23 protein-coding genes are annotated in these 26,820 nt (G+C 66.3%); 9 read left to right on the top strand and 14 right to left on the bottom strand.

Annotated features, from left to right (window positions below):
- Positions 1-5: 5 nt before the first annotated feature.
- The 5 genes from nadC to M1E01_RS07495 form a co-directional block, all read right to left on the bottom strand.
- The gene (gene nadC / locus M1E01_RS07515; RefSeq protein ID WP_457974430.1) at positions 6-878 is read right to left on the bottom strand and encodes a carboxylating nicotinate-nucleotide diphosphorylase; all 873 of its coding nucleotides are present in this window, start codon (positions 876-878) and stop codon (positions 6-8) included.
- The gene (gene nadB, locus M1E01_RS07510) at positions 871-2,637 is read right to left on the bottom strand and encodes an L-aspartate oxidase (protein WP_457974429.1); all 1,767 of its coding nucleotides are present in this window, start codon (positions 2,635-2,637) and stop codon (positions 871-873) included. Before nadB ends, nadC begins: the two co-directional genes overlap by 8 nt.
- Positions 2,638-2,672: 35 nt before the next feature.
- Positions 2,673-3,983, bottom strand: coding sequence for a quinolinate synthase NadA (nadA, locus tag M1E01_RS07505; RefSeq protein ID WP_457974428.1), 1,311 nt, complete (start codon positions 3,981-3,983; stop codon positions 2,673-2,675).
- A complete protein-coding gene (locus tag M1E01_RS07500; RefSeq protein ID WP_457974427.1) occupies positions 3,980-4,690 on the bottom strand; it encodes an NUDIX hydrolase in 711 nt (236 codons plus the stop codon). Before M1E01_RS07500 ends, nadA begins: the two co-directional genes overlap by 4 nt.
- Positions 4,691-4,848: 158 nt before the next feature.
- The gene (locus M1E01_RS07495) at positions 4,849-5,328 is read right to left on the bottom strand and encodes an Lrp/AsnC family transcriptional regulator (protein ID WP_457974426.1); all 480 of its coding nucleotides are present in this window, start codon (positions 5,326-5,328) and stop codon (positions 4,849-4,851) included.
- 178 nt (positions 5,329-5,506) lie between these two features.
- Between M1E01_RS07495 and M1E01_RS07490 the strand changes: the two genes are divergently transcribed.
- The 6 genes from M1E01_RS07490 (at position 5,507) to M1E01_RS07465 (ending at position 11,223) form a co-directional block, all read left to right on the top strand.
- Entirely contained in the window at positions 5,507-6,964 is a 1,458-nt protein-coding gene (locus M1E01_RS07490; protein ID WP_457974425.1) for an amino acid permease, read from the top strand.
- Between the two features lie 158 nt (positions 6,965-7,122).
- A complete protein-coding gene (locus M1E01_RS07485) occupies positions 7,123-8,175 on the top strand; it encodes a thiamine pyrophosphate-dependent enzyme (protein WP_457974900.1) in 1,053 nt (350 codons plus the stop codon).
- The gene (locus M1E01_RS07480) at positions 8,168-9,217 is read left to right on the top strand and encodes an alpha-ketoacid dehydrogenase subunit beta (RefSeq protein WP_457974424.1); all 1,050 of its coding nucleotides are present in this window, start codon (positions 8,168-8,170) and stop codon (positions 9,215-9,217) included. Before M1E01_RS07485 ends, M1E01_RS07480 begins: the two co-directional genes overlap by 8 nt.
- A complete protein-coding gene (locus M1E01_RS07475; protein WP_457974423.1) occupies positions 9,210-9,539 on the top strand; it encodes a biotin/lipoyl-containing protein in 330 nt (109 codons plus the stop codon). Before M1E01_RS07480 ends, M1E01_RS07475 begins: the two co-directional genes overlap by 8 nt.
- A 4-nt stretch (positions 9,540-9,543) precedes the next feature.
- Positions 9,544-10,371, top strand: coding sequence for an alpha/beta fold hydrolase (locus M1E01_RS07470; RefSeq protein ID WP_457974899.1), 828 nt, complete (start codon positions 9,544-9,546; stop codon positions 10,369-10,371).
- Between the two features lie 102 nt (positions 10,372-10,473).
- Positions 10,474-11,223, top strand: a complete 750-nt coding sequence (locus tag M1E01_RS07465) for a phosphoribosyltransferase (RefSeq protein WP_457974898.1) — start codon at positions 10,474-10,476, stop codon at positions 11,221-11,223.
- A gap of 107 nt (positions 11,224-11,330) precedes the next feature.
- On the opposite strand, the gene M1E01_RS07460 is transcribed toward M1E01_RS07465, so the two are convergent.
- The 3 genes from M1E01_RS07460 to M1E01_RS07450 all read right to left on the bottom strand — a co-directional run bounded on the left by M1E01_RS07460 (position 11,331) and on the right by M1E01_RS07450 (position 14,834).
- The gene (locus M1E01_RS07460; RefSeq protein WP_457974422.1) at positions 11,331-12,662 is read right to left on the bottom strand and encodes an MFS transporter; all 1,332 of its coding nucleotides are present in this window, start codon (positions 12,660-12,662) and stop codon (positions 11,331-11,333) included.
- Positions 12,663-12,791: 129 nt separating this feature from the next.
- Positions 12,792-14,246 (bottom strand): 4-hydroxyphenylacetate 3-monooxygenase, oxygenase component, encoded by a 1,455-nt coding sequence (hpaB, locus tag M1E01_RS07455; RefSeq protein WP_457974421.1) that lies wholly within the window; start codon positions 14,244-14,246, stop codon positions 12,792-12,794.
- A gap of 57 nt (positions 14,247-14,303) precedes the next feature.
- On the bottom strand, positions 14,304-14,834 hold the full coding sequence (locus M1E01_RS07450; RefSeq protein ID WP_457974420.1) for a flavin reductase family protein: 531 nt from the start codon (positions 14,832-14,834) through the stop codon (positions 14,304-14,306).
- Between the two features lie 169 nt (positions 14,835-15,003).
- On the opposite strand from M1E01_RS07450, the gene M1E01_RS07445 reads away from it, so the two are divergent.
- On the top strand, positions 15,004-15,738 hold the full coding sequence (locus M1E01_RS07445; protein ID WP_457974419.1) for an IclR family transcriptional regulator: 735 nt from the start codon (positions 15,004-15,006) through the stop codon (positions 15,736-15,738).
- A 52-nt stretch (positions 15,739-15,790) separates the two neighbouring features.
- Here M1E01_RS07445 and M1E01_RS07440 read toward each other — a convergent pair whose 3' ends face one another.
- From M1E01_RS07440 to M1E01_RS07425, 4 genes are all read right to left on the bottom strand, one after another.
- Positions 15,791-17,200: an MFS transporter gene (locus M1E01_RS07440; RefSeq protein ID WP_457974418.1), complete on the bottom strand. Its 1,410-nt coding sequence runs from the start codon at positions 17,198-17,200 to the stop codon at positions 15,791-15,793.
- Positions 17,201-17,404: 204 nt separating this feature from the next.
- Positions 17,405-20,434 carry an AAA family ATPase gene (locus M1E01_RS07435; RefSeq protein WP_457974417.1) on the bottom strand — a complete coding sequence of 1,010 codons (3,030 nt, stop codon included), beginning with the start codon at positions 20,432-20,434 and terminating at the stop codon, positions 17,405-17,407.
- Entirely contained in the window at positions 20,431-21,702 is a 1,272-nt protein-coding gene (locus M1E01_RS07430) for an exonuclease SbcCD subunit D (protein WP_457974416.1), read from the bottom strand. Before M1E01_RS07430 ends, M1E01_RS07435 begins: the two co-directional genes overlap by 4 nt.
- A 164-nt stretch (positions 21,703-21,866) precedes the next feature.
- On the bottom strand, positions 21,867-22,889 hold the full coding sequence (locus M1E01_RS07425) for an MIP/aquaporin family protein (protein ID WP_457974415.1): 1,023 nt from the start codon (positions 22,887-22,889) through the stop codon (positions 21,867-21,869).
- A 316-nt stretch (positions 22,890-23,205) separates the two neighbouring features.
- Here M1E01_RS07425 and M1E01_RS07420 point away from each other — a divergent pair, with 316 nt between their 5' ends.
- Positions 23,206-24,351, top strand: coding sequence for an ADP-ribosylglycohydrolase family protein (locus tag M1E01_RS07420; protein ID WP_457974414.1), 1,146 nt, complete (start codon positions 23,206-23,208; stop codon positions 24,349-24,351).
- Here the strand turns inward: M1E01_RS07420 and M1E01_RS07415 are convergent.
- Positions 24,338-24,877: a DUF4395 domain-containing protein gene (locus M1E01_RS07415; protein WP_457974413.1), complete on the bottom strand. Its 540-nt coding sequence runs from the start codon at positions 24,875-24,877 to the stop codon at positions 24,338-24,340. The genes M1E01_RS07420 and M1E01_RS07415 overlap by 14 nt on opposite strands.
- 9 nt (positions 24,878-24,886) lie before the next feature.
- Positions 24,887-25,945: an exonuclease domain-containing protein gene (locus M1E01_RS07410; RefSeq protein ID WP_457974412.1), complete on the bottom strand. Its 1,059-nt coding sequence runs from the start codon at positions 25,943-25,945 to the stop codon at positions 24,887-24,889.
- 68 nt (positions 25,946-26,013) lie between these two features.
- Between M1E01_RS07410 and M1E01_RS07405 the strand changes: the two genes are divergently transcribed.
- The gene (locus M1E01_RS07405) at positions 26,014-26,781 is read left to right on the top strand and encodes a VTT domain-containing protein (protein WP_400479041.1); all 768 of its coding nucleotides are present in this window, start codon (positions 26,014-26,016) and stop codon (positions 26,779-26,781) included.
- Positions 26,782-26,820 lie beyond the last annotated feature (39 nt).

Raw genomic sequence — 26,820 nt, 5'->3', positions numbered from 1 at the left:
CCGGCTCAGCTGACCGTCAGCTCAACGTCCAGGCCAAGGTCCAGTGCAGTCACGGTGTGGGTCAGTGCACCGATGGAGATCACGTCCACGCCCGCAGCCGCGATGTCTGCGACGCTGCCGAGGTTGACGTTGCCGCTGGCCTCCACCACGGCCCGGCCTCCCACCTGGCGCACTCCCGCCTGCAGCTCCTCCAGCGAAAAGTTGTCCAGCATGATCGTGTCCACCCCGGCGGCCAGCACGGGTTCGATCTGGTCGGCGCTGTCCACTTCCACCTCGAAGTGCGTGGTGTGCCCGAGCTGGGCCTTGGCGGCCGCAAGCAGGCCGGTCAGCTTCTCCGGATCGCCTCCGGTCATCACGGCCAGGTGGTTGTCCTTCGCAAGGACGGCGTCGGAGAGGCTGTAGCGGTGGTTGGTGCCGCCACCGCAGCGCACCGCGTAGCGCTCCAGCACGCGCAGGCCGGGTGTTGTCTTCCTGGTGTCCGCGATGCGGGCCTTGGTCCCGTTCACCAGCCGGACGTATTCAGCCGTGCGGGTGGCGATGGCGCTCATCCGCTGTGCCAGGTTCAATCCGACACGTTCTGCAAGCAGCACGCTGCGGGCCCGTCCGCTGACCCGCGCGAGGCTGGTCCCGGCGTCGAACGCGGCACCGTCTGCCACCAGCAGTTCCACCTCGGTGTCCGGGTCGATCAGCAGCATGGCGTCCCGGAAGACGGTGCCGCCGCTGAAGATACCCGGAACGCGGGCGTTCAGCACAGCCGTGGCACGCGCCTCTGCCGGGATCAGCAGCTGCGAGGTGATGTCGCCGCTTGGGGCGTCTTCGGCGAACGCACGTTCCAGGATGTCCCGGACGGGAGCTGCAGGGAGGGTCAGGCTAGTCATGGACGAGGCTCGCTTTCCGGCTCATGGTGTAACTCATCTCAGTGTCTTTAGCTGGACCCGCTGCAACCGCCCCTGTCCCGGTAGCCGGAACCGCGGGCATGCTGTCCCCGCGGTAGTGGGCTCCGAGCGACGTGCGGCGCTCGCGGGCGGCATGGACCAGAAGCTGGGCAGCCAGCAGCAGGTTCGCATCCTCGTGCTCCCGCGGGTCTTCCACAGCGGGGACGCTTTCGGGGCGGACGACGGCGGCCCACGCCGCGACCGCGGCGCCCGCCTCACGCAGCTGCGCCCCGGTACGGAGCACACCTGCCTTGGCCGTCATCAGCTGCCGCAGCGCTTTGCGGGAGAAAGGCCCGGGACTGGCAAAGGATGTTTCGATCGGCCCCGGAGCAGGCGTGGTCTCGAACTCCCACGCCGGCGGGAGGGCGCGTGCCCACGGCGTCCAGGAGGAGCCGGCCGCAGCGCCGTGGTGGCTGACGGATGCACCAAGAGTGGAGTCATCCAGGAAAGCATCAACGGCACGCCTGCCGAAAACGAGCCCCTCGAGGAGGGAGTTGCTGGCCAACCGGTTGGCGCCCTGGACTCCGGTGCAGGCAACTTCCCCGGCAGCGTAGAGACCCGGGACGGTAGTGCGGCCGTGCAGGTCGGTTGAGACGCCACCCATCCAGTAGTGGGCTGCTGGTGCTACGGGGACCAGTTCCGTTGTCCAGTCGACGCCGGCCTCGCGGGTGCGGCTGCTGATCGTGGGGAACCGCTTCGCAAGGAAGCCTGCTCCCCTGGTCTCCTCGATGGCGCGGGCGTCGAGGTACACGTGGCCGTTGGGGTCGCCCAGTGCGGCGAGGTGGAGGGCGATGCTGCGGGACACCACATCCCGCGGTGCGAGTTCGGCATCGGCGTGGTAGTCCGGCATGAAGCGGTGGCCGCGGGCGTCCAGGAGGATGGCGCCTTCGCCACGGACTGCTTCGGAAATCAGCAGCGGGTCCTGGTTGCCCTCAGACTCTGCCGCCTCGGCGGTGCGGACCATGCACGTGGGATGGAACTGGAAAAATTCAAGGTCCGCGACGGCAGCACCGGCGCGCCACGCCAGGGCCAACCCGTCCGCGGTGGCAACGGAGGGATTGGTGGTCTGGGCGAAGAGCTGCCCGGCGCCGCCGGTGGCCAGCAGCACCGCGTCGGCCTGCATGCTTTTCAGCTGGCCGTCGTGCAGGTACTCCACGCCCGTCACCTGCCCGCCCCCTTGGATGAGTGCGGTGGTGCGGGCATGTCCCAGGAGCCGGAGCTTCCCCGAAGCCTGGCTGGCCAGCACGGCGCAGATCAGGGCGTTGGCAATCCCCGCACCGGTCGCGTCGCCGCCGGCATGCAGGATGCGCGGGGCAGAGTGGGCCGCTTCCAGACCCAAGGCGGGATCGCCGTCGTCGTCCATGTCAAAACGCACGCCAAACCGTTCCAGCCCGGCGATGTCCCGGCGCGCCTCAGCGCAAAGCAGCCGGACGGCGTCCGGGTTGCAGTGTCCGCCGCCGGCCTTCAGTGTGTCCGTGATGTGCGCCGCCACAGTGTCACCTGGTGACGGTTCGTCCAGGACAGCCGATATCCCGCCCTGGGCGTAGTACGTGTTGCTGTCCGCGAGCGCGGCCTTGGTGAGCAGCACGACGTCGGCCCCTGCCTCCGCGGCGAGCAGAGCCGCATAAAGGCCAGCGATGCCGCTGCCGACGACGATGAGCCGCCGGGCGCCGGCGCAGGCGCTTCCGTTGGACTGGGTCATCCGTGCCTCACTTCTCGGGTGTCACTGCGGCTTGGTTACTGGGGCTTGGCGGCGAGCATGCGCTCGAGAGCGGTCCTGGCGTTCTGCTGTACGGCATCATCAACCGTGATGCGGTTGACTACACGGCCGGCAACGAGCTCCTCGAGGACCCAGGCGAGGTAGCCGGGGTGGATCCGGTACATGGTGGAGCACGGGCAGATCACCGGGTCGAGGCAGAAGATGGTGTGCTGCGGGTACTGCGCCGCAAGCCTGTTCACCATGTTGATCTCGGTGCCGATGGCGAACACGGTGGGTTCTTCTGCCGCTGCAATCGCCTTCTGAATGAAGTCTGTGGACCCGGCCGAGTCGGCTGCGTCCACCACCTCCATGGGGCATTCGGGGTGCACGATCACGTTGACTCCGGGGAAATCAGCGCGGGCCTTCTCGATCTGGGCCACCTTGAAGCGCTTGTGGACCGAGCAGAAACCGTGCCACAGGATCACGCGGGAGTCCAGCAGCGCCTGCTCGCCGTTGCCCCCAAGCTCCATGTTCGGGTTCCACATGGGCATCTGCTCCAGCGGCACGCCCAGTGCCTTGGCAGTGTTGCGGCCCAGGTGCTGATCCGGGAAGAACAGCACACGCTGGCCCCGCTCAAAGGCCCACTCGAGGACCGTTTTGGCGTTGGAGGACGTGCACACTATTCCGCCGTGCCTGCCGCAGAAGGCTTTCAGCGCTGCGGAGGAGTTCATGTAGGTGACCGGAATGACCGGAACCCGGCCGTCGGCGTCGGGCTCGCTGCCGAGAATCTCCTCCAGCTGTTCCCAGCACTCTTCCACTGAATCGGCATCCGCCATGTCAGCCATAGAGCAGCCGGCGGCGAGGTTCGGCAGGATGACTGCCTGTTCCGGCCGGGAGAGGGTATCGGCGGTCTCCGCCATGAAGTGCACCCCGCAGAAAACGATGGCCTCGGCGTCGGGGCGGGTGAGCGCGGCGTTGGCCAGCTGGAAGGAATCGCCGACGAAATCGGCGTACTGCACCACCTCGTCGCGCTGGTAGAAGTGGCCCAGGATGACCGCGCGGTCCCCAAGAGTGGCCTTGGCGGCCCGGATCCGGGCGTCGAGCTCGGCGTCGCTGGCGAGCTTGTACTCCTCCGGAAGCTGGCCCTGCCGGGGCGTTGTTGGCGGTGCGACGTCCGCGCTGGATGCGCCCGGGCCGTAGGCGGGCACGCCGGCGAGGGCTTCAGCGAGGTCGTAGTCCCAGGGCCCCTTGGCCAGCGCAGGGCTGCATGTGCTGCCGGCCGCGGCAGCGGCGCCTTTCTCAGCCTGCTCACGCGTAATCAGCTGGATTGCCGTGTTGACGCTGCTCATGGGGTGCTCCTGTTATCTGGGTCAAGGCCGGGGCGGCCGGTGTATCGGTAAAGGCGGGGCGGGCGGTGCTTGCCGCCCTGGAGGTATTCACCGGTCTCCTCGATGTCCGGCGTGGCTTTGATCTGGCGGCGGAAGTTGGCCGGATCGAGGTGGGTGTCCAAGACGGCCTCATAGACCTCCCGGACCTGCGCGAGCGTGAAGTACTCGCCGAGGAAGTGGTATGCGATGGAGCCGTAGGCGAGCTTGTTCCGCAGCCGCCAGAGGGCGTAGTCCACAATGGCATTGTGGTCGAAGGCCAGGTCTCCCAGCTTGTCGGCCCGGAACCACCTGACATTTTCGGATTCCGTGGTCAGCGCGGCCTCGGTTGGCTGGACCAGCGCCCAGTAAACGATGGAAACCACGCGCTGGGAGGGTGAACGGTGGAGGCCGCCGAAGGCATACAGCTGTTCGAGGTAGCTGGGCGACAGTCCCGTGGTCTCACGCAGATTGCGCGACGCGGCGTCCTGCAGCGACTCCGAATGGGTAAGCGGACCGCCGGGCAGCGCCCACAGGCCTTTGTACGGCTCGCGGATGCGGCGCACCAGCGGGAGCCACAAGGTGGGTCGCCCTGATGCCTCGCTGGGACGGAGCGCGAAGATCACGGTAGAGATGGCGAGTGACGGAGGCGCGGCCTGCCGCTCGGCCACGTTGGCTGAGGTGGTGTACACGCTGATCACCCGCTTCGCTGCGCCGCCGGGTGACCCTGGTGGCCATCCCGTTAGTTATAGTCAAAATGACTAAAACTGATTCTACGGGCGGCCGGGCGAAGAACAAAATGTTTCGAAGCCGGTTCTTCTCCGGCACCACTGTTGGTATCCGGCTGCCGCTACGGACCGGCCTGGGCTGCCACCGCTTCCAGCAGGGGCAGCGTTCTGCCCTGGAAGTGAGTGTTAAGGACGATCACGGAGGATGAGCGGAGCACTGTCCTGGTGGCGATCATGGCATCGAGCACGCGCTGCAGGTCAGAATTCGAGCGTGCGGCGATGCGGGCCATCAGGTCAAAGCCGCCGGAGACCGTGTGGATTTCGATCAGTTCGGGAATCCCCGCCAGCGCCTCGACCACGGCATCGTGCCCCAGGTCCTGGTTGATCGTGAACGAGCAAAAGGCGACAACAGGAAAGCCAAAACCGGAAGGGTCCGGATGGGGCACCCACGATCCGATGACTCCGCTTTCCGTCATTCGGTCCAGCCGGGCCTGGACGGTGGCGCGGGCGACTTTTAGCACCCGCGAAGCCTCCAGGACCGAGGATCTCGGGGAATCAGTAAAGAATCGGACAATTTTGGCATCCAGATCATCGACTGCCATCACTCTTCCTCATCGTTGGGGAGACGGCACAGCAGTCTGCGAGCCCATGGGCAGTCGCCGTGCACAATATGCACTCATGTTCTCACAGCGGGCGGCAGTGGCCGCAGCCACGAGACGGTAAATTCAAAAGGTCCCACAAGGACCCCTGATTCCACCGACCCCAAGAAGGTACGCAGGCATGACAATGAAGTCCACGGCAGAGCGTCCGCCAGCAGAACTCGGCCACAGCATGAAACCCCGTCAGCTGACCATGATGGGCCTGGGCAGCGCCATCGGCGCCGGACTCTTCCTCGGTTCAGGAGCCGGGGTCCAGTCAGCGGGTCCGGCAGTCCTCCTTTCCTACCTCGTGGCTGGAACGCTGATCATCCTGGTCATGTGGGCCCTCGGCGAGATGGCCGCAGCCAACCCCAACAGCGGGGCGTTCTCCGTCTACGCCGAAAAGGCCATGGGCAAGACCGCGGGTGCCACTGTGGGCTGGCTCTGGTGGCTGCAGCTCGTAGTGGTCATCGCAGCGGAAGCCCTCGGTGCGGCCGGGCTGCTGTTCTCGGTCTGGCCTGTGATTCCGGTTTGGGCCCTGGCCCTCACGTTCATGGTCGTGTTCACCGCCATCAACCTCGCCGGCGTGAAGAACTTCGGGGAGTTCGAATTCTGGTTCGCCATCCTCAAAGTCGCTGCCATCGTGGCGTTCCTGGCCATCGGCGGCGCGCTGCTCCTGGGCGTCCTGCCTGGCGTGTCCTCCCCGGGACTGGCCAACATCACCGGTGATTTCGCCCCGGCCGGCTTCGGCGGCATCGCGACCGCCCTGTTCGTGGTGATTTTTGCCTTCGGCGGCACAGAAATCGTCAGCGTCGCCGCTGCAGAGACGGAGAACCCCGAGCGCAGCGTCGCCCAGGCCATCCGCACGGTCGTCTGGCGCATCCTGGTCTTCTACATCGGTTCCGTGTTCGTCATTGCCGCCGTGCTCCCGGTGAACTCCGGGGCCCTCGCATCACCCTTCGCCGGCGTCCTGGACGCCGCCCGCATCCCCGGTGCCGCAACGGCGATAACCCTGGTGGCCGTCGTCGCGCTTCTTTCCGCCCTCAACGCCAACCTCTACGGTGCCTCCCGCATGGTGTATTCGCTGTCCCAGCGCCGCGAGGCACCCCGCTTCCTGTCGGCACTAAGCGGCGCCAAAGTCCCGATGGTCGCCGTGGGTGTCTCCGTGGCGTTCGGCTTCATCGCCACTGTGCTGGAGCTGCTGTTCCCCGAACGGATCCTGCCTGCACTGTTCCAGCTGGTCGGGTCGACATGCCTGGTGGTGTGGGGTTCTGCGCTCGTTTCCCAGCTGATCCTGCGCCGCCGGGCCGACCGAGACGGCACTCCCCTGCCCCTGAGGATGAAGGGTTTCCCGGCCCTTACGGTGTTCGGTCTGGTGCTCCTGGCACTGGTTTTCGCAGTGGGCTTCAGCGCCGAGAGCAGCCGAGTCCAGCTGGTCAGCACTTTTGTGCTCATTGCAGGCATTGCAGCGGCATGCCGTTTTGGAGCACGGCTGGCGGCGAAGCCCAGCGCCGAAGAGGCCGAACAGGGCGGGCCCGCTCTGGGCGGGCCGGAACAGGATGAACCTGTACCGGGCGAGAGAGCCCGGCTTCCCAAGTAGCCAGCCGGCGCACCCAGAGCCCCAGGGAATATGAGAAGGCCGGCCTGACTGTACAGTTTGTGCAGTCAGGCCGGCCTTTCACCGTGCAGACATGACAGAGTGAACGGCCCGCACCTCGCTGATTGCCCAAGGCTCATTCTGTGACTAAGGTCACAGGCATGGATACTTTGCCCCTTCCGGATGACGGCAGCGGCGCCGCCCCTCCCGCGCCAGAGCAGCTGCGTGAGCTGTATTCCCTCATGGCCGCGGTCCGCCAGCTCGATGTCTCGGCCGTTGCATGGCAGCGCCAGGGAATCATCCCCGGCTACGCCCCCGAGCTTGGCCAGGAGGCCGCCCAGGTGGGCAGCGGGTACGCCGTGGATACCTCGCGGGACTTTGTCTTCCCCACGTACCGTGAGATGGGCGTGGCACGCGCCATGGGCGTGGACATGGTGAAGTACATGTCCACCCACAAGGCCAGCTGGCACGGCGGGCTCTACGGTCCGCAGGTATCACGCCTGGCTCCCATCCAGGCAGTCGTCGCCGGCTCCGTGCTGCATGCGGTGGGCTGGGCCCACGGCCAGACGCTGGCAGGCAGGCCAACCGACGGCAGGTCCGCCGTCGCGCTGGCCTACTTCGGCGATGGGGCATCCTCGCAGGGCGACGTCCACGAGGCGATGAACTTCGCGGCCGTGATGAAGGCGCCTGTGGTGTTCTTCGTCCAAAACAACGGTTGGGCGATCTCGGTTCCCACCGAGCGGCAGGTTGCCGGCGGGTCCGTGGCGGCCCGCGCAGCCGGTTACGGCATTCCCGCAGTCCAGGTGGACGGCAACGACGTCGTCGCCGTCCTCCAGGCCACGCGGCGCGCCTTCGCCCACTGCCGCACCGGCAACGGCCCGGTACTGATCGAGGCCATGACCTACCGCCGCGGACCCCACTCCACCTCCGACGACCCCGGCCGCTACCGCTCCCTCAGCGAGGAACGCGACGGCGCCGGCGAAGATCCGCTGAAGAGGTTCCGGCGGCGCTTGCTCAACGACGGCATTGCCGGCGAAGAGTTCTTCGCTCAGGCCCAGGCGGCTGCCGCCGCCGAAGCGGAATCTGTCCGCGAAGGGCTCGAAGCACTCGGGCCGCAGCCGGGCGGGGAAATGTTTGACCTCGTCTTCCAGGAACCAACACCAGCACTGCAGTCCCAGGCTGCCGCGTGGCGCGAGGAGTCAGAACATGTCTGATGCCATTCTTGAGGACGGGTCCGCCATGACCGAAGCCCGGAACGGAGCCACCGTCACCCTGTCCCTGCAGCAGGCGCTGAACCGCGCGCTCGATGAGATCCTTGCGGAGAACCCCAAAGCCGTCATCTTCGGGGAGGACTGCGGACGGCTGGGCGGCGTTTTCCGCGTTACCGACGGGCTGCAGGCAAAGCACGGCGCCGACCGGGTCTTCGACACGCCGCTGGCCGAGTCCGGCATCCTGGGTCTGGCGGCCGGACTCGCCATGGCCGGGTTCCACCCACTTCCGGAGGTGCAGTTCGACGGCTTCGCCTATCCCGCCATCAACCAGATCGTCTGCCAGATCGCCCGGATGAACTACCGCAGCCGGGGTTCGCTGCCGATGCCGGTGACGCTGCGGGTCCCGAGTTTCGGCGGCATCCGGGCCCCTGAGCACCACAGTGAAAGCCTTGAGGCCCTCTTCGCGCACGTGCCGGGACTCAAGGTGGTCTCCCCATCGAACCCGCACGAGGCATACCACCTCCTCAAATATGCGGCCGCGCGGCCTGATCCGGTGATCTTCATGGAGCCGAAGTCACGCTACTGGCAGAAGGGCGCCGTCGATCTCGATACCGCCGACGCTGCCGGCGGTGCCCCGGCCGGCGCCAAGGTCATGCGGGAGGGGCGGCACCTCACGCTCGTGGCCTGGGGTGCCATGGTGTCCCGCTGTCTCCAGGTGGCGGATCTGGCGGCCGAGGACGGCATCGACGTCGAAGTCCTGGACCTGCGCTGGCTCAAACCCATCGACGCCGGGACCCTGGTGACATCCGTGCAAAAGACGCGGCGCGCCGTCGTCGTCCATGAAGCCCCGCTGACCGCTGGCCTCGGGGCGGAAGTGGCCCAACTGATTACGCAGGGCTGCTTCGACACCCTCAAGGCCCCGGTGGAGCGGGTGACGGGCTTCGACGTCCCCTATCCGTCCGGGGACCTCGAAGACGAATACATTCCCAACATCGACCGGATTCTTTTCGGCGTCCAGCGAGTATTGGAGTACCGGCGTGGCTGAAATTTCCTTCCCTCTGCCCGACCTCGGCGAAGGCCTGATCGAAGCGACCATCCTGGAATGGCTCGTCTCCCCCGGCGACCAGGTGGAGCGAAACCAGCCGCTCGTTGAGGTGGAAACCACGAAATCCGCAGTTGAATTGCCAAGCCCGCAGGCAGGTAAGGTGGTGCGTATCCACGGCGGGACCGGCGACAAGATCAATGTCGGCGAGCCCCTGATTGTGTTTGAGGTGCCGGACAACACCGCCGGCATCGTGGGCACCGTCCCGAAAGAAGAGGCACCAAAGCGCCGGGTCCGCCTGAGCGCCGTACTTGATGAGGACTGACATGATGAGCGGCAGACACACCGGCGCACAGCACTCCCACACGGTGGAGGGCACCGATCCCCAGCTGTATGTCGCGGTACATGAACCCACGACGGGCGCGGGCATGCGGCCCATCCTGCTGATCCACGGGTTCTCGTCCTCGAGCAAGCTGAACTGGGAGGACACCGGCTGGGTCGCTGCACTCCTGGATGCCGGGCGCCAGGTCATCACGGTGGACCTGCCGGGGCATGGCCGCAGCGGCGCACCCGAGGACATGGACTCCTATTCCCCCAGCCGCATCCGCGCCGACCTCCTGCAGATAGCGTTCGACGCCGGAGCCCGGCCTTTGGAACCCGGCAACCCTTCCAGCGGACTTGACGTGATCGGCTACTCCCTCGGCTCGCGGCTCGCCTGGGAATTCGGTGCCACCCAGCCGGAGCTCGTGCACAAGCTGGTCCTGGGCGGGCCGAACATGGCCGATCCGCTGGCCGACTTCGACCTCATTGCCGCCCAGCGTTATCTCGCTGACGGTACGCCCATCGCCGATGAATCCACGGCCGGACTGCTGAGGATGGCGCAGGCGCTGCCAAGCAACAACATCTTCGCGCTGCTGTCCCTTATCGAGGCCATCAAGACGGAGCCCTATGACCCCTCCGAAGCGGTGCCGCACATGCCCATGCTGCTCGTGGCCGGCGAAATCGACGAACGCGCCGCCTCCATGCCGCAGCTCGCCGAACTGGCCGCCAAGGCCGGATCCAGGGCAGAGCAGCTCATCCTGCCCGGCCGGAGTCACACCAACGCCGTGACCAGCCGGGCCTTCAAGCAGGCAGCGATCCAGTTCCTCGCGAGCTGACGGAACCGAATCGACCCGGTCTCGTTGGCAATCCAGCGGTTCCGCGACAGGCAGCGGCGGTAGGCTGGAACTGAGGGCGCGGAAAGACCGGAAGTGGACCAAATGGGAATGGTTTTTGAAGACCGGGAGGATGCCGGCAGGCGCCTGGCCGCAGCGCTCCCGCAGTTCCGCGAACAGCCGGATACGGTATTGCTGGGGCTTGCCCGCGGCGGTATCCCGGTGGCGTCCGCTGCCGCGGACGTGCTTCATCTTCCCTACGGCACTGTCCTGGTGCGCAAGCTCGGCATCCCGGGCCATGACGAAACAGCGTTTGGAGCCTTGGCCTATGCGGGAGCCATCGCGGCCGGATCGGGCAGCGGCGCGGCTGGCAGCGGCTCAACAGCATCGAAGGCAGAGGCCCCGGGAAGGGCAGCCTCAGCGTCGGATGCCCGCAGGATTGTCCGGCTGCTCAACAGGCCGCTGGTCGAACGGATCCTCGCGGGCGGGGCGCGGCAGGAGTGGCTCGACCAGGTTGAGCGCCGTGAGCGCGACGAACTGCTGCGCCGCGTCGAAGCCTACCCTGGTGCCGGCCTGGAGCTGAGCAGCAAGACCGTTCTGCTGGTCGACGACGGCCTCGCCACCGGTGCCACCATGCGCGCCGCGGTTGAGGCAGTCCGTGCAGCCGGAGCATCGCGGGTGGTAGCCGCAGCTCCCGTAGGGTCTCTCGAGGCCGAAAAGTCCCTCTCCCGAGTCTGCGATGTCCTGTGCCTGCATCTGCCCGGAAGGTTCCGGGCCGTGGGAAGTTTTTACAGGCATTTCGAGCAGTTGACCGACGGCGACGCCATCGGGCTGCTGCAGGGTGCCCATGCCTGAGGGCACCGCCAAAGTCGGATGCAGGCCCGCACCTGAGTCCAGGCCTGCATCCTGCGGAACTTTATTATGGGACGTCCGCTATGACACGTCCCCGCAGCGTACGCCTGTCAGTGCCGGCTCACGCCAAGCAGGCGGCCCTTCGTTTCCTTCGCCAGCAGCACGCCGACGGCGGAGATGACGCACAGGATCATGATGTAAATGCCGATGGAGCCCGTCCACTTCGTGGTCTGGAGCAGGGACTCCGCGATCGTGGCAGCAAATGCGCCGCCAAGAATGGCGCCGAACGCATAACCGATGGAGATCCCCGAATACCGCACGTTCGCCGGGAACATTTCGGCATACATGGCGGACATGGGGCCGTAGGAAAGGCCCAGGCCAATCGTCAGGACAAACAGCGCCACCCCGTAGAGCCAGATGTTTCGGGTATCGATGAGTGCAAACATCGGGATCATCCAGACGAAGACGATGGCGTAGCCGGTCAGGAAGGTCTTGACGCGGCCAATCCGGTCTGAAAGCCAGCCGCCAGCCAGGGTGAAGATCAGCCAGCCGAAAGAGGCAAGGGTCGTGGCAAGCAGAACCTGAGGAACGGGCATTTGCAGGGACCTGGTGGCGTAGGAGATGAAGAAGGCGATCAGCAGGTAGCCAGCAGCGTTGTTGCCGATAAAGATCATTGTCGAGTAGAGGACAGGCTTCTTGTGGTGCCGGATGAGCTCACCGAGAGGGGCTTTGCTCTCAGCCTTGCGGGCGGCCATCTCGCGGAAGACGGGGCTTTCTGCCACGGCCCGCCGGATCAGGTACCCGACGACGATCAGCACGATGGACAGCAGGAACGGAACGCGCCAGCCCCAGGCGGCAAAGTCCTCCCTGGACATGCTGCTGTTGAGGAAGAACAGGAGACCCGTGGCCAGGATCATGCCAATGGGAACGCCGATCTGGGGGTACGCGCCGAAGATCCCGCGCTTGCTCATCGGTGCGTGCTCCACCGCCATCAGGGCAGCGCCGCCCGACTCACCGCCGGCCGAAAAGCCCTGGACAATCCGCAGGGTAATCAGCAGGACAGGAGCCCAGAGCCCGATCTGGGCGTAAGTCGGCAGCAGGCCGATCAGCGAGGTTGCAGCGCCCATGGTGACGAGGGTGAACACCAGCATCGCCTTGCGCCCGAGCCGATCTCCGAGGTGACCGGCTATAACGGCTCCGAGCGGGCGGAAGAGGAAGCTGATGCCGATGAGGGCGAAGGAGAGGATCTGTGCGAGGCCAGGGTTGGACTGCTGCAGCGGTGTGAGGAAGAGCGGGGACAGCAGCGTCCCCGTCAGCTGGGCGAAGATGAAAAAGTCGTACCATTCGATGGTGGTGCCGACCAGCGTGCCGGCGAGGACCTTGCGTTCCTCGTGCTTGCTGCTGGGGCCGGTCTCCGAATCAACGGAAGAAGCTGCGGTCATTGGAACTCCGTGGCTGGGGCAGGGGTGCTGCCGGGTTAAGGGCTGTCCGATTTACTGATCGAACGGTCAGTTTGCAAAAGAATACTATGAATGTGGTGCAAAGCACACTTAAATCTTCAAGGGCGTTTGTCAGTCCTGCCGGTTCAGGAATTCCCGGAGCCTGGCCCTGACAGGTTCGCGGTCGTAGGTATTGACGAGGGCCCCGGCCATCCGGACCGGATCCCCGAAGAAGAAGTATTCGTAGAGGGACTGGCGGCCTGAGAAACCCGAGATGGACGCATCAAAGGCCAGTTTGAAGAGCCGCACGCGTTCCGGGCCGGTGAGGGTCTTACCCTGCAGATAGAGGTCGATGTCCGCCCTCGCTTCGCCGTTGACGTCCGCTTCACCAGGAAGGGCCATGAGACCGGAGGCCGAGAACTTCCGGATGATCTGCGGGAAGCGCTGCGCAATCTTGGGGTACCAGTTCCGGGCAGCGTTGAGGGTGGTCCACTTGGGCAGCATCACACCGGCCTCGTTGGCTTCGGCGTCGGCCTCGGAGGCGCGGACCAGAGCCTTGCCGATTTCGACGTCGATAATCAGTTCCGCAATGTCCTCCTGGATGTGCTGGAACCCGTCGATGCCGATCGAATCGGCCAGTTCGGATGCCAGCCCGAGGAAGAACTCGCTCTTGGCGATCGTGCGGGTCACCACCTGGTGGGTCATGAGCGCGCCTGCACCCGTCTCGGTGTAGAAGGCATTGCAGAGCTGCGGGTTGCCGAGCATGAAGATGCGCTCGTTGGGGACGAACACGTCGTCGAAAATGGCCACCGCATCCATTTCCTCGTAGCGGGACGCCAACGGCTCATCGTGGGTGCTTCCGCCGTTGTAGAGGGACGTGCGGCACAGGTACCGCAGCCCCGGAGTGTCGTTCTGGATGGCGAAGGCATAGGAGTACGGGGCATCCTCCGGGCCGCCGCGCAGGACAGTCGACGGGAAGACCAGCAGCTCGTCCGCGATCGGCGCGATGGTGGCGAGCATGCGGGCCCCACGGACCACAATGCCATCGCTGCGCTCCTCCACGACATGCGCGGACAGCTGGCCCCCGAGCTGCTCGGAACCTGACACGGACCGGTTGACCTGCGGCGGGATCAGGGTATGGGTGGCGAGCGTGTCATTCTCGCGCGCCCATTCGTAGTAGTTGCGGATGTTGTCGGCGAACTTTGGATCGGCCTGGGCGAACCAGTTTTCCGCCGCCCCCAGTGCCGTGAGGGCCGAGTTCATGTAGTCCCCCGTACGGCCCAGGAACCCGTTGGAGGCTTCGGCCCAGGTTGAGATCGCGGCCCTCCGGCGCCGCAGGTCTTCTTCGGTCCGGGGCACCAGGAAGGATGCGTTCACCAGGTCCCCGGTGGTTGGCGAGGTGTACGTCAGCGCCTCCTGGTACCGCTTGTCATGCTGCATGTCGAACAGCTTCGCGTAGGACTTCGCCACGTTGCGGAAGGCGGGGTGTTCAGCAACTTTTTCCCTGACTACCTCCCCCTCGATCACGATGTGCGGGGTCATGCCGTTGAGCTTGTCCAGGTACTGCTGTCCGGTACGGATTCCCATTGTTCTCTCCAGTCATCGTTGAACTGCAGGTGGTCGGTGCGGGCGGGATGCGGGCGCTCAGAGGAGGTCCTCCATGCCGAGCTGACTCTCCGGAATGGTGGTAAAAGCACTGTTGGCGAAGGCCAGGGCGTCTCCGCTGCGGTAGTTGAAATCAACAACCTCGCCGACGTAGAGGGTATGGTCTCCGCCATCGTATGCAGCCCACGGCTTGCACTCGAACCACGCCAGGACATTCGAGAGGCGCGGCGCCGTGGTGCTTTCCACCCACACCGGTTCCGCACCCGGCCGTCCGGCAAAGTGCATGGCCAGCTGGCGCTGTTCTGCGCCGAGGATGTTCACGGTGAAGGGCCTGCCGGCGAGCTCATCGTGGGCCTTGGAATTGCGGGCGATGCTTACCAGCACCAGAGGCGGCTCCAGGGACACCGAGGTGAAGGAGTTGACGGTGATTCCGAAGCGTTTGGCCGCGCCGTCGAAGGTAACGATGGCGACGCCGGTGGCGAACCTGCCCAGGCTGCCACGGAACCGGTGCGCCCGGGGAACAGAGGTCCTGCCGGGAACGTCCGCAGGCGCCTCTGGCTTCGCAGTCATCGCCGGCCCCCTTCCGTCAAGGCGCCCTTTTCAGACCTGCCCACTGACCCGCAGAGGAGGATATTCTATAGTTGAACTCAGAATTCCTATATGGAACGCTAGCTGAATGTACTGCCCGGCACAAGAGCCCGGAATAAACCTGGCACTTTGCCCGCCTAGGATGGAGACCATGAACCCAATTGGCAGCGCCGGTGCCCAGGTTGCTTCCGCCCAGGCCTCCCCGTCGCAGACTCTCTCCAGGGGTATCCGCGCCTTGGAGATCATGGCAGAAGCGGAGAGCCCCCTCACGATCGCTGAGCTGGCCGATGCCATGGGCGTCCACCGGTCCGTCGCCTACAGGATCCTCCGGACTTTGGAAGACCATTCCCTGCTGGTCCGGGACGACGCCGGGCGGGTCCAGCCCGGGCCTGGCCTGGCTGTGCTGGCCAGAGGCGTTTCCCGCAACCTGCAGACGGCTGCCCTGCCTGAACTCACCCAGCTCGCCAACGCACTGAACATGACCGCCTTTATCGCCGTCTGGGACCATCAGGACTGCGTCACCCTCGTTACGGTGGAGCCACGGCACTCGGCGGCAACGGTGGTCCAGCACCCGGGCTCCCGCCACCCCATCAGCAGCGGAGCCCCCGGCATCGCCATCCAGTCCGCACTCTCGGAGGACGACTGGAAGCGGCTGGCGCCAACGGTGCCCTACCGGCCTGAGGCTGCTGAAGCGCGCGTCCGGGGATTCGCTGCCAGCCATGACGAAGTCATCGCGGGCGTTTCCTCGCTGGCAGCCCCGGTCAGGGTGCCGGGCGGGCGGCCCGCCGCCGTCGCCGTCGTCTACATCCGTTCGTCCCAGGACCCGTCCGACATCGCCGCGGCCCTGACGCGCAGCGCCTCCCGGATTGAGTCGCAGCTGGCCTGACACGCTGCCCCGTGCTTGTCTCCAAACGGAGGTGTGGGCGGGATCCAGTCGCTCAGGGCGCCGGGGCGCCGGCCATTTTATGCTTCCGCTGGCTGGAGTGGATAACGACGGCGGCCGCCAGGCCGAGCAGGAGCAGCGCCGCTGCGGCGGCGATGGCCACGATGAAGGCAGCCGTGTAACCCTGGCCCTGTGCCAGCTGGCCGGCTGTCGATGATCCTGCGGCCGTGCCGGCTACGATACCGCTGGCCAGCGCCGTCATCACGGTGCCCAGACGTCCTGCGGGCGCAACCATGCCGCCGACCGCAAAGGCCGTCACCATCACCGGGCCGACCGGGAGGCCGAGGAGCAGCAAGGTCAGCACCATCGCCTCCACTGTGTCAGGCAGGAGCAGCAGCACGGACAGCCCTGCCATGGCCGCGGCGCACACGAGCCACCGGGCTGCGGCCGGGAACCGGGCCGGCCAATATGCCACGGAAAAGGCCGCGGCGGCGGAACTCAGGCCCATCACTGAATACAGCAGCCCGGCCGCCTCAGGAGTGGCGTAGGCGCCGGAAAAGGAAATTAGCGCGGTCTGCGTGGAGCCGAAGAAGGTGCCCATGCAGACCATCGCGAGTACCGGGACGGCGACGGCGGCCGAGCAGGCTATCCGCCGCCGGACTGCCATCTGGGATCTTCCGCTCCGCTGCCTGCCACTCCGGGGAACCGCCCGGTGCGTTGGGTGCATGGCGAAAGCAGGCACGAGTGTGATGGTCAGTGCCGCTGCAAGGGCCAGCGGCAGCCACGGCGTAACGAAACTGGCCAGCAGGCCCACGAGGGCAGGGCCTAGGACAAACGTCAGTTCGTCCGCAGTGCTCTCGTAGGAGAGCGCCGTATCCAGGTCCGTGCCACTGTTGGGCCGGGGGCTGCCGTTTGGTGCAGAGCTGGCTTGTCCGGTGCTGCTGTTGCGTCCGCTGCTCCTGTTGGCTCCTCCTCGCGAGGTGAGCGCCATCCACCGCACGCGCGCGAGCGGCCCCACCTGGGGGCAACTGACACCTGCGAGGAATGCCGCGGCAAGGGCGGGGGCTGCTGTGGAAAATCCATCATCCGCGGCGACGGTACCGGGGTTGCCGCCATGTGATAGGGAGTAGGCCAAGGCAATGAGGGCGAGGACGGCGGCTGCATTCAGGAAGGCGGCGACCAGGAGGACTCCCCGCTGGCCCCTGCGGTCGGCCACGGCACCCAGAACGGGTGCGCCAAGGGCAGATCCGATTCCCACAGCCCCGGCTGCTGTGCCCCCGAGCGCATACGAACCGCTCACGGAGGTGACAAGGGTCAGGGTTCCGACGGTCAGCATGGCAAGTGGGAGGCGTGCGAACAGGCCAAGGGGAATGAACGCGCTGCCGGCCAGCTGCGGCAGCCGCGCGAACCGTGGAGTGGAGGAGCGTGATGTAGAGGAGGAAGGCGCTTGCGAAGTGGTGGTCATGGATCCGGGCTCGTTCGGTTCTGCGCATCGTCCCTCCTCCCGATGCACCCAACCCGGTAAACCTACGAGTGTACGGGAACCGGCCGGTCTGTACCGGAACCGGCCGGGCGGGGCTGGACATGCCCGGACTGGGTCCCGTGCTGGACCTGCCGGCCAATCATTGGGAGTCCCGTCATGAGGGAGCCCTGTCAAGAGGGAGACCCGTCACGCTGCGGGCATCACATCCGAAATGTGCAGGGTGGAACCGTTGCGTCCCTTGACAACCTGGAGCTGGGTGGCAATGCGCTGCTTCATCTCCCCTACGTGGCTGACCAGCCCCACGACCCGGCCGCCGTCACGAAGTCCCTCAAGTGCATCCATGACCTGTTCCAGTGCCTGTTCGTCGAGGCTGCCAAACCCTTCGTCAACGAAGAGCGTCTCGATGTCCACGCCCCCGGCTTCCTGCTGAACGACGTCCGCCAGTCCCAGGGCGAGCGACAGTGACGCCATGAATGATTCCCCTCCTGAGAGCGTGGACGTATCGCGCCGCTGGCCGGTCCACTCATCCACGACCTCGAGCCCGAGCCCGGATTTCGCCCCGCGCGCAGCCTTCGCATCCGTGTGCAGCAGGGTGTACCTTCCCTCGCTCATCGCGACGAGTCTTTCGGAGGCGGCAAGGGCCACCTGCTCCAGCCGGGCGGCAAGCACATAACTGTTGAGACTCATGCGATAGCTGTTGTCGCCGCCGCCCCGGGCAGACTCCGCCAGGGCCGTCAGGAGCTCGCCGCGTTCCCGCGCGGAGCGCCCCTTCTCAGCCAGCTCCGCGTATTGAACCCGCAGTTGCCTCAGAGCCCTGCACTTCTGTGTTGCCAGGCCTGCCACAAGCTCGGTGTCCCTCGACTGTTGTGCTGCCTGTTCGGCTTCAGCCTTCAGGCGTTCCACTTCCCCGGCCTCAATGCTGCCCCCGGCTTCCTGCTCCGTTTGCGCCAGGATGAGCTCTTCACTTGCGAACAGTTCCTCAAGCCTGGCCTGTTCGTCCCTCCCTGTCTGGACCGCCGCTTCCAGCCGTGCAGCATCTCCGGCCGGCAGTATTGCCGCGGCTGCTGCGGCCGCCGACTCGAAGCCGGCTTCCGGCAGGGCGGACCCAAGCCGGGACCGTGCTTCATCCAGGCGCTCCTGCGCCAGGTCAGCGGCGGCGCGGGCAGCGGCTGCCCTCTCCAGCACCGCGATGGTCTTGGTGATAGCGGTGCAGCGCTGGCCCAGGCTGGGATACCCCGCGCGCAGGGCTGCGAGCGCAGATTCCAGGGCGGTGGATTGCTGGACCAATTCAGTCACCGTGGATTCCAGCTGACCTATACGTGAAAGGCACTCACTCCGTGCCTGTTCACCGGCAGCGATGCGGTCCTCGAGCTCCTCCTGCCGCGCCTTAGCCTCGACCAGCTGCGCCTGCGCCGCTTCGGCCGTTTCGGCAGCTTCCCTTGCCAGCCTGGCTGCTTCTTTCGCCTCAGCCGGATCCGTATCCCCGTCCTGCCCCGCCAACACTGCAAGCTCCTGCCGGACCCCGGTCAGCTCGTCGTCCCTGGCGGACAGGGCCACCTCTGCGGCGTCACAGGCTTCCCTGGCCCGTTCCTCCTGCTCGGCCAGACTCAGGACCGATTCGGCCACGGGAGCTGGCGCGGGGTGTTCGGCCCCGCCGCATACCGGGCACGGTTCGCCCGGTTTTAGGCGCGCAGCCAGTTCCGCCGCCACATTCGCCAGGCGCTGTTCCCGTACATCGAGCCACAGCCGCCGGGACTCGAGGTAGGCCTCCTTAGCCGTGACCTGCCGTTCGGTTGCCCCGGTGCATCGCTCGGCGGTGGCACGATAGCGCCTCACGACATCCACAAGCTCTTCGGCCGCCAGGGCCTCCTTCGTGCGGAGCACCGCCTCTCCTGCCAGATGTTCCAGCGGAAGCAGCCCCACCCGAAGCCGGCCCATGTCTGTACGGAGGGCGGCAAGGGTTTCCGCGAGGTCCTGGCTGGTTCCCAGCAGGTCCTGGCGCTCCGCCGTAAGGGCGGACTTGCGGGCCAGCAATGTGGTCAGCCTGCCCTCGTCCGCAACGCGCTCCTTTACCACGGCCAGCAGTGAGTGAAGCCGTCCGAGCTCGGCGTCGATTATGACACCTGCAGGGTCCGCGTGTGCGAGTTCCGCGTCCGCACGCGCCAACGCAAAGAATTCAGCGTCGGCGCGCTCCAGTGCCACGACTGACCGTTCCGAAGTGGTTTGCGCAGCGTCCAGGGCCTGCAGCTGTCCGCTGAGCGTTGAAGCCTTTCGGTGGAGGGCGAGGCGGTCTGCCTCCCGTTGCAGGGCGGGAGCGGCTTCGCTCGCCGCGGCTTTCCTGCCCAGTGCAGAGGCGAGCTTCCGGTGGCGGGACTGGCGTGCGAGTTCCGCCTCCAGCCGGGCGGCATGCTCACGGGAAACAGCCTCGCAGGATTCCGCCTCGGCTCCCAGTTCAGCGGCACGGAGCGAGGCGGCGCTCTCCAGCCAGGCCAGTACCTCCGCATCTTGTCCCTGCTCGGGCGCCGCCGCCAGGTCCAGCCCCAAAGCCTCGGCTTCACCGCGGGCTCTCTCCACCAGCATGCCTAGCTGGCTGTTGTGCCCGCCGATTTCCTTGCCGGCTTCGCCGGCTCTGGCCGCGAGCTCACGCTCAACCGCCTCGAACCGTTCGGTTCCGAAGAGCCTTTGCAGCAGGTCCAGCCGGTCCGATGCCTTGGATCTGAGGAAGGCCGCGAAATCACCCTGCGGAAGCATGACGACCCGGGTGAACTGTTCCCTGTCCATGCCAAGCAGAGCCGCGATTTCACCCCCGGCTTCGTCATTCCGGCCGGACTTCTCGACCCACTCCCCACCGACCCGCTCCCGCAGAAACGTCCTGGCTTTCTGGGTAGTGAAGCCGTTCCTCCCACGGGCACTCGGCTTGTCCCACGCCGGAAAGCGTGAGACCTCGAAGCGCCGCCCGCGGGCCGAGAACTCACACGTAACGCTGGGCTCTGCGCCTGGCGCGGCGTGATCGCTGCGGAGCCGCTTGCCGTCTTGGCGGGCGCCGGGGACTGAGCCGTACAGGGCGTAGCAGATGGCATCCAGCACGCTGGTCTTGCCGGCGCCGGTGGCTCCGTTCAGAAGAAACAGACCGTGCGCACTGAGCCTGTCAAAGTCAATTTTTTCCGTGCCGGCAAAGGGACCGAAGGCGCAGATCTCCAGCCGATGAATCCTCACAGTGACACTCCTTGCAGACGGACGGTTTCCAGGGCTTCGGCCAGGACAGCCTTCTCGGCTTCATCAGCCTCACGACCGCGGACATGCTCGAGAAATCCGCAGCAGACGGAGAGGTCGTCCTCCGCCTCCGCGAGCCTGCTGCTGTAGCTGACCCTCGCGGACGGCGCCGCACCCTGGGGGTCAAAGCCCAGCACGAGGGTGTCCGGGAATCTTGCCCGCAGCCGTTCCATCGCCTGGGCGGGCCGCTGCGGATCCGTCAGGGTCACCTGGCAGTACGCTTCCTCCGCCCACGAATGATCCGCGGACTCGAGCAGTTCCTCCATGGTCCCCCGCAGGACCGCCAGTTTCCTTGGCGCGTCCCACTGCACGGGCTCCACCCCGGTGACACCCGACTCATCGACGTCGATGATCCAGCCGCCTTTTTGATGCGTTGCTTCAGAGAAGGAGTACGCAAGCGGCGAGCCGGAGTACCTCACCTCGGGAGACAGCGTCTGCCGGCGGTGGAGGTGGCCCAGTGCTGTGTAGCTGAATCCGGAGAAGAGGTCCAGCGGAACAGCACCGACTCCTCCGATACTGAGGTCCCTCTCGCTGTCCGAGCTGATGCCGCCGCTTGCGAAGGTGTGGGCCAGCACTACGGAGTGGACTGTCCGCGAAGCACTGCGCCTGGCCAGATCCTCCCGAATGCGGTCCGTGGCGGAGCGAGTGACGTCGAAGTGGGAGGCCGATTCCACGCCAAGCTGGTCGGCGACGAGACGCGGTTCGAGCCACGGGATGCCGTAGATGGCCAGGACCGGGCCGCGGTCATCCCCGCGGCGGTCATCCCCGGTCTGGCCGTCCCCGGCCTGGCCGTCCCCGTCCTGGGCGTCCCGGTCACTCTTCTCCCCGTCATGGCCTTCCCCGCCAGCGCCGTCCAGCGGAATCATGAGCGGCGTGTCCAGTTCTGCGAGACGGGTGCGCAGATGCACCCCGCCGCGCTCCAGGAGCCGTGAGGCAAATCCAAGCCTGATGGCGGAGTCATGGTTTCCGCTGGTGAGCACCACCCGGGCGCCGGCACCGGTCAGCCGGACAAGTGCCTCGTCCAGGAGGCCCACGACGTCCACTCCTGGCAAGGCGCGGTCGTAGACGTCGCCGGCAATGAGGACCACGTCGACGGACATTTCCTTGACCCGTGCGACCAGTTGGTCGACGAAAGCGCGCTGGGCATCCAGCATGCCAACGCCGTGGAAGGACCGGCCAAGATGCCAATCGGAAGTGTGAAGTAACCGCATGTTTTTAAGCTATCCGTAGGGACTGACAGTTTTAGCGAGCGTGCCCGGGCGCGTCCGAAGGCGGCATTGGCTGGCAGTCCGTGGCTGGCAGCCCCGTACCACCCGGAGGCGGTACTGGCCGAGGCATCCTGCCGCAGCCGTGGCTGCCGGGTGCGGCCAGGCAACTACTTGCTGCCGGGCCCGTCGAAGAAGTCGCGGGCCTCATCACGGGGAGCAGCCGGACGCGTTTCGGCAGCTTCCCGGCTGCCGCCGGCGTCACTGCCAACGTCTTCGCTGCGACCGATAACGTGGTTGCCGTTGCTGCCACCGGCCTTGCCGTCGCTGCCATCGGCCTTGCCGTCAATGGCACGGTCATCGTCCACAGCGCTGACGGAGTCCCCTGCGGGCACAGCAGCGGCCGCCGACTTGCCGGTCACCTCGCCTTGGCTGACGAGCGAGGCGGCACGGAATACGAGTCCGGCGATGGCCGCACCCACCAGCGGGGCAACCCAGAACAGCCACAGCTGCCCCAGCGACCAGCTGTTGCTGAATAGGGCAGAGGCGGTGGCACGGGCTGGGTTAAACGGGGCATTGCCGATGGCCTGGCCGAACTGGAGCAGCACGGCGAACGACAGGCCAACCGCGAACGGCGCCGCTGCAGCGTGGACATTGCCGCGGGCCGTGGCGCCGAGGAAGACCGCGACCAGCAGTGCAGCGCCGAGGACTTCGGCGAGGAGGACGCCGGCCATGGACGCCTGAACGACGGAGTGCTCGCCAAAGCCGGCCGTGACAGTATCAAAGGCCGCCTTGGTGTCAGGAATGCTGGGCACCGTCCGAAGGACGCCGTACAGCGCCAGGGCGCCGACAGCGGCACCCGCCAGCTGCGCTGCGACGTAGGCCGCGGCGTGGCCTGCCCGGAGGCGTCCGGCCACGAGATTGCCCGCCGTGATGGCGGGATTGAAGTGGCCCCCGGAAACGTGGGCGAAGGCCAGCATTGCGGCGGTCACCGCCAGTCCTCCGGCGAGCGCCGCGGGCAGCGGGCTGGACTGCGGAAGAGTGAACAGCGGAACGCCCAGGCCTGCGATGACCAGAAACAATGTGCCAAAAGCTTCTGCCGCGAGCCGGGAAACCATCCCGTGCCGAAAACCGGCGCCGCTTGGGAAGGGTTCGGCGTGGGGCGGGGATGATACGGGCACTCGCGCGGTCATGATGGGACAATCCTTATGTTGGTGGGCCGGTCTGTGCCGGGCGACCCGGCCGTTGTTTCCCGGGCGCCTGTTCGTGGACGCCAAAAGTCGGGCCGGACATCTGCACGAGCCCGTTTCGGCCTCTGCATACTGCCAGAGGAATCTGGACGCTTGCTGGAGTCGAGCTTAGCCCCTTTGCGGCTTCCCTTGCCCCGAGGACTGTCCAGGCATTGAAGCACCATGAATTGAACCACTCTGGTCTTGAGCCATCTGGTGTTGAATGACGGCGGCTGCCCTCGCGAAACCGCCGCTCCGCCAGGCGGGTAAATTTACCTGCATGAGTGATTCTCCCGTAGCTTCCCCGCCGAGCCCTAAGTCCCGCATCCACGGTTGCCTCTTGGGCGGTGCTCTGGGCGATTCCCTCGGTTACGCCGTCGAATTCGAATCCATCACCGCCATCCGTGACCGCTTTGGCGATGCCGGACTGCGTGACTTCGCAGCGCTCGACGGCGGCGCGCACTTTTCGGATGACACCCAAATGACTCTGTACACAGTTGACGGGCTCGTGGAAGCGCTCGAATGGGCCAATGCAGGTGTGGGAGCCGACGCCAATGCCTGCCTTTGGCTCGCTTACCTGCGCTGGCTCGATACCCAAGGCATGGCGGTTCCGGATCCGGCGCCCAGGCCCCAGCCGCGATGGATAGACCGGCAGCCAGTGCTCCGCCAGCGCCGGTCCCCCGGCAAAGCCTGCCTCAGCGGACTGGCCACCGGCGAGATGGGCACGGTGCACCGCCCCGTCAATCCTGAGTCCAAGGGTTGCGGAACGGTGATGCGGTCCGCCCCGTTCGGGCTGATACCCCACATTCCTGCCGACGCGGTCTACAAGTTGAGCGCCGACGCCGCTGCCCTGACCCACGGACATCCTTCGGCACGCCAGAGCGCGGCGGTTTTCAGCCTGCTGATCCACTCCCTGGTCCAGGGCAAGTCCCTGCAGGCCGCCGCCCGCGTGGCCGCGGAGCACGTCCGGTCTGATCCCGAGGCAGTGCCGGAGCTCCGGGAGCGTCTCGACGCCGCCCTCCGCCTGGCGGGAGTAACACCTGCGGACGCGACTGCCCAGGACAGGACTGCTGAGGACGGGACAGCTGCAGCTGGGCCAGCGGTCCCGCTCGGTCCTGAAGACCTGGTCCGTGAACTGGGTGAGGGCTGGGTGGCAGAAGAGGCACTCGCCGTCGGGCTTTACGCGGTCCTGGCAACAGCAACGGGTGACGAGGGCCAGCGTGCGCCGGTAGAGCATTTCAAAGCAGCCGTCGCCCTGGCGGTCAACCACAGCGGAGACAGTGACTCCACGGGTTCCATCGCCGGCAACATCCTCGGCGCCCACTACGGCGAAGCGTGCCTGCCGGCGGACTGGCTGGAAGCGCTGGAGGCCCCTGAGGTGATCCGTGGCATGGCGGACCAGCTGGTCTCGGTTACAACTGCCTGAGCGAGACGTTGTTGCAGGCCTCGCAGACATCCTCCGGGATCATGCCCCGGCGCTGGAGGAAGCCAAAGATGGTGCAGCCGAGACAAAAGCCGGCAAAGGCCTCCAGGGACGCTGCGGCGACCAGCACGGCAAACAGTCCCCACGCTGCCGGCGCCAGGCCGGCGAAGAACAACGCAGCCGCTGCAGTCGAGACCGCGGCCCCGATCCCCTGGGCAAACCGCTTGGGCGGTCCGGGGACGAGTTTGGCAGGCCCGAGGCGGGGGGCGAGGACCCTGACCGAGAGCAGGGCAAGCGGGGAGATCCTGGGGCCGAACAGCACCCGAAGCCAGAAACCTGCCGCGATGACGGCCAGGCCCAGGCCGGAGCCGGCCAGGATCGTGGCTCCGGCCAGCAGCACCACGAGGCCTGCCGTGAGCCTGGCAGCGTACTCGTTCACCGGGTTCGGAAAGGCAAAGACGGCCCGCCAATCGATCCCGTGCCGGGGTGGGGATGCGGTCGACGCTGGTGGCCTGTGCGGGCTGCTCATGCAGCAAGGCTAGGAGTGGAGGGCCGCCGCTGGGAAGCTTTGTTGCCCCAGATGAACGCCCCCGGACCTGAGTCCTGCAGTCCCTGCGCCGCCGACCATTTGCAGGAACTCGCCTTCGGAGAGGACTTCTATCGCCTGGCCGCGCTCGTGCAGTTCGAGTACACGCTTGGCTTTGCCTGTCAGCCGTCCGGACCTCAGGTCGCGCGCGTCGAACCCGTCGCCTACCACGAGCACGCTGGTCCGGGCCGTGACCCGGCTTTCGGGACGTGCTCCCATCTCAGCCGAACGGATTTTGGCCTCCGGCCGAGGAATGCCCAGCTGGCCGGTGAACACCACGGTCTGCCCGTACAGCGGATTTCCCGGCTCGGCGTCCGGGTTGGGTGCGGGGTTGGCCCCCTCCTCCGGCCATCCGCTTCCATAGGGCTGTGCAGTGCCGGCTTCGCCAACGGCAGCCAGGGCCGTAAGGGTTGCCTTGGACAGCTCATCGCGGGCCGGGTGAAAGGCCTGCTGCCGGGGTATGGCCAATCCAAGTGAGAGGTAGAGCTCCCCGATGCTGTTCGCGCGGTTGCGGGCGGCGATATCGATCAGAATGCCGGCGCAGGCCCGTGCGTCCTCGGCGGCATCGTGGTGGTTGACCAGCGGTACGCCCGCCTCTTCAGCGGCGAAGGGCAGGGAGTTGGAAACCAGCGAGTAGCAGCGCCGGGACAGCATCACGGTGCAGACGTAGTCGTAGGCCGGCCCGGGAAGGCCCGAGACCTCGAGTCCTGACCGGATGACACCCAGGTCGAAGGCGGCATTGTGCGCGGCCAGAATGTCGTCCCCGATGAAAGCACCGATCTCGGGGAAGAGGTCCCCGAAACGGGGCCGGGCCGCCACCTGCTCTGCCCGAATGCCGTGGATGCGCACGTTGTGGTAGTCGAACGTGTCATGGTTCGGCGGCGGACGCATAAGCCAGGAGGCCTCCTCGACAATCACACCCCCGCGGACCTTGGTGAGGCCAACGGCGCACGGCGACCCGCGAAATCCGTTGGCGGTCTCGAAGTCGATCGCCGTAAAGTCCAAACCCACGGGGTCAACTGTAACGCCGCAGGAGCGGCGGCATGGTCAAGTACCCTTGGATGGTGATCTCTAATGCCATCAGCGACTTTGCCGTGCCCATGTTGGGAGGAGCCGGACCTGTCCAGCCGCAGCTGGCCTCGTTCCTTCCCGACTGGCTTAACCCCCAGGTTTTCCTCGCGGATCCTGCCCTCGCGCCGTGGGTGGTGCTCCTGGTCTGCGGGATCATCTTCGCCGAAACCGGTTTGCTGGTCGGGTTCTTCCTGCCCGGTGATTCCCTGCTCTTCACTGCAGGCCTGCTGGTCGCTACGGACACGATCAAGTTCAACATCTGGCTCTTCGCAGCGCTGATCATCGTGGCGGCAATCATCGGAAACCAGACGGGCTACCTCATCGGCTCCAAGGCTGGTCCGGCGATCTTCAACAAGCCGGACTCCAGGCTGTTCAAGCACGAGAACGTGGAAAGCGCCCACAAATTCTTTGAAAAGCATGGCGGCAAGGCCCTGATCCTGGCCCGCTTTGTTCCCATCATCCGGACCTTTGTTCCGGTCATTGTGGGCGTTGCGCAGATGGACAAGCGGAAGTTCTTCCTCTTTAACGTCATTGGCGCCCTCCTCTGGGGCGGCGGCGTGACGCTCCTTGGCTACCTGCTGGGCGACCGTGTTCCGTGGGTCCGCGACAACCTGGACATCATCTTCATCGTGATCGTGCTGCTGTCGGTCATTCCGATCTTCATCGAAGTGGCGCGCGGATTCGTTGCCAAGCGCCAGGCCGCCAAGTACGGGACCGACGTGGTGGAGGAATTCATCGAGGAGCACGAGCCCGAAGAGGAACGCAAGACTCCTTAGCCCCTCCGGACGAGCGGCCGTTCCCCGCATAGGCGTTGC

The organism is Arthrobacter sp. D1-17 (assembly GCF_054130535.1).
The sequence above is the reverse complement of the archived record's forward strand: the minus strand, read 5'-3'. Positions and strand labels throughout refer to the sequence as shown.

Coding starts and splice junctions, on each gene's coding strand:
- nadC (WP_457974430.1), bottom strand. CDS start 878: ATGACTAGCCTGACCCTCCCTGCAGCTCCCGTCCGGGACATCCTGGAA.
- nadB (WP_457974429.1), bottom strand. CDS start 2,637: ATGACCCAGTCCAACGGAAGCGCCTGCGCCGGCGCCCGGCGGCTCATC.
- nadA (WP_457974428.1), bottom strand. CDS start 3,983: ATGAGCAGCGTCAACACGGCAATCCAGCTGATTACGCGTGAGCAGGCT.
- M1E01_RS07495 (WP_457974426.1), bottom strand. CDS start 5,328: ATGGCAGTCGATGATCTGGATGCCAAAATTGTCCGATTCTTTACTGAT.
- M1E01_RS07490 (WP_457974425.1), top strand. CDS start 5,507: ATGACAATGAAGTCCACGGCAGAGCGTCCGCCAGCAGAACTCGGCCAC.
- M1E01_RS07485 (WP_457974900.1), top strand. CDS start 7,123: ATGGATACTTTGCCCCTTCCGGATGACGGCAGCGGCGCCGCCCCTCCC.
- M1E01_RS07480 (WP_457974424.1), top strand. CDS start 8,168: ATGTCTGATGCCATTCTTGAGGACGGGTCCGCCATGACCGAAGCCCGG.
- M1E01_RS07470 (WP_457974899.1), top strand. CDS start 9,544: ATGAGCGGCAGACACACCGGCGCACAGCACTCCCACACGGTGGAGGGC.
- M1E01_RS07465 (WP_457974898.1), top strand. CDS start 10,474: ATGGGAATGGTTTTTGAAGACCGGGAGGATGCCGGCAGGCGCCTGGCC.
- M1E01_RS07460 (WP_457974422.1), bottom strand. CDS start 12,662: ATGACCGCAGCTTCTTCCGTTGATTCGGAGACCGGCCCCAGCAGCAAG.
- hpaB (WP_457974421.1), bottom strand. CDS start 14,246: ATGGGAATCCGTACCGGACAGCAGTACCTGGACAAGCTCAACGGCATG.
- M1E01_RS07450 (WP_457974420.1), bottom strand. CDS start 14,834: ATGACTGCGAAGCCAGAGGCGCCTGCGGACGTTCCCGGCAGGACCTCT.
- M1E01_RS07445 (WP_457974419.1), top strand. CDS start 15,004: ATGAACCCAATTGGCAGCGCCGGTGCCCAGGTTGCTTCCGCCCAGGCC.
- M1E01_RS07440 (WP_457974418.1), bottom strand. CDS start 17,200: ATGACCACCACTTCGCAAGCGCCTTCCTCCTCTACATCACGCTCCTCC.
- M1E01_RS07430 (WP_457974416.1), bottom strand. CDS start 21,702: ATGCGGTTACTTCACACTTCCGATTGGCATCTTGGCCGGTCCTTCCAC.
- M1E01_RS07425 (WP_457974415.1), bottom strand. CDS start 22,889: ATGACCGCGCGAGTGCCCGTATCATCCCCGCCCCACGCCGAACCCTTC.
- M1E01_RS07420 (WP_457974414.1), top strand. CDS start 23,206: ATGAGTGATTCTCCCGTAGCTTCCCCGCCGAGCCCTAAGTCCCGCATC.
- M1E01_RS07415 (WP_457974413.1), bottom strand. CDS start 24,877: ATGAGCAGCCCGCACAGGCCACCAGCGTCGACCGCATCCCCACCCCGG.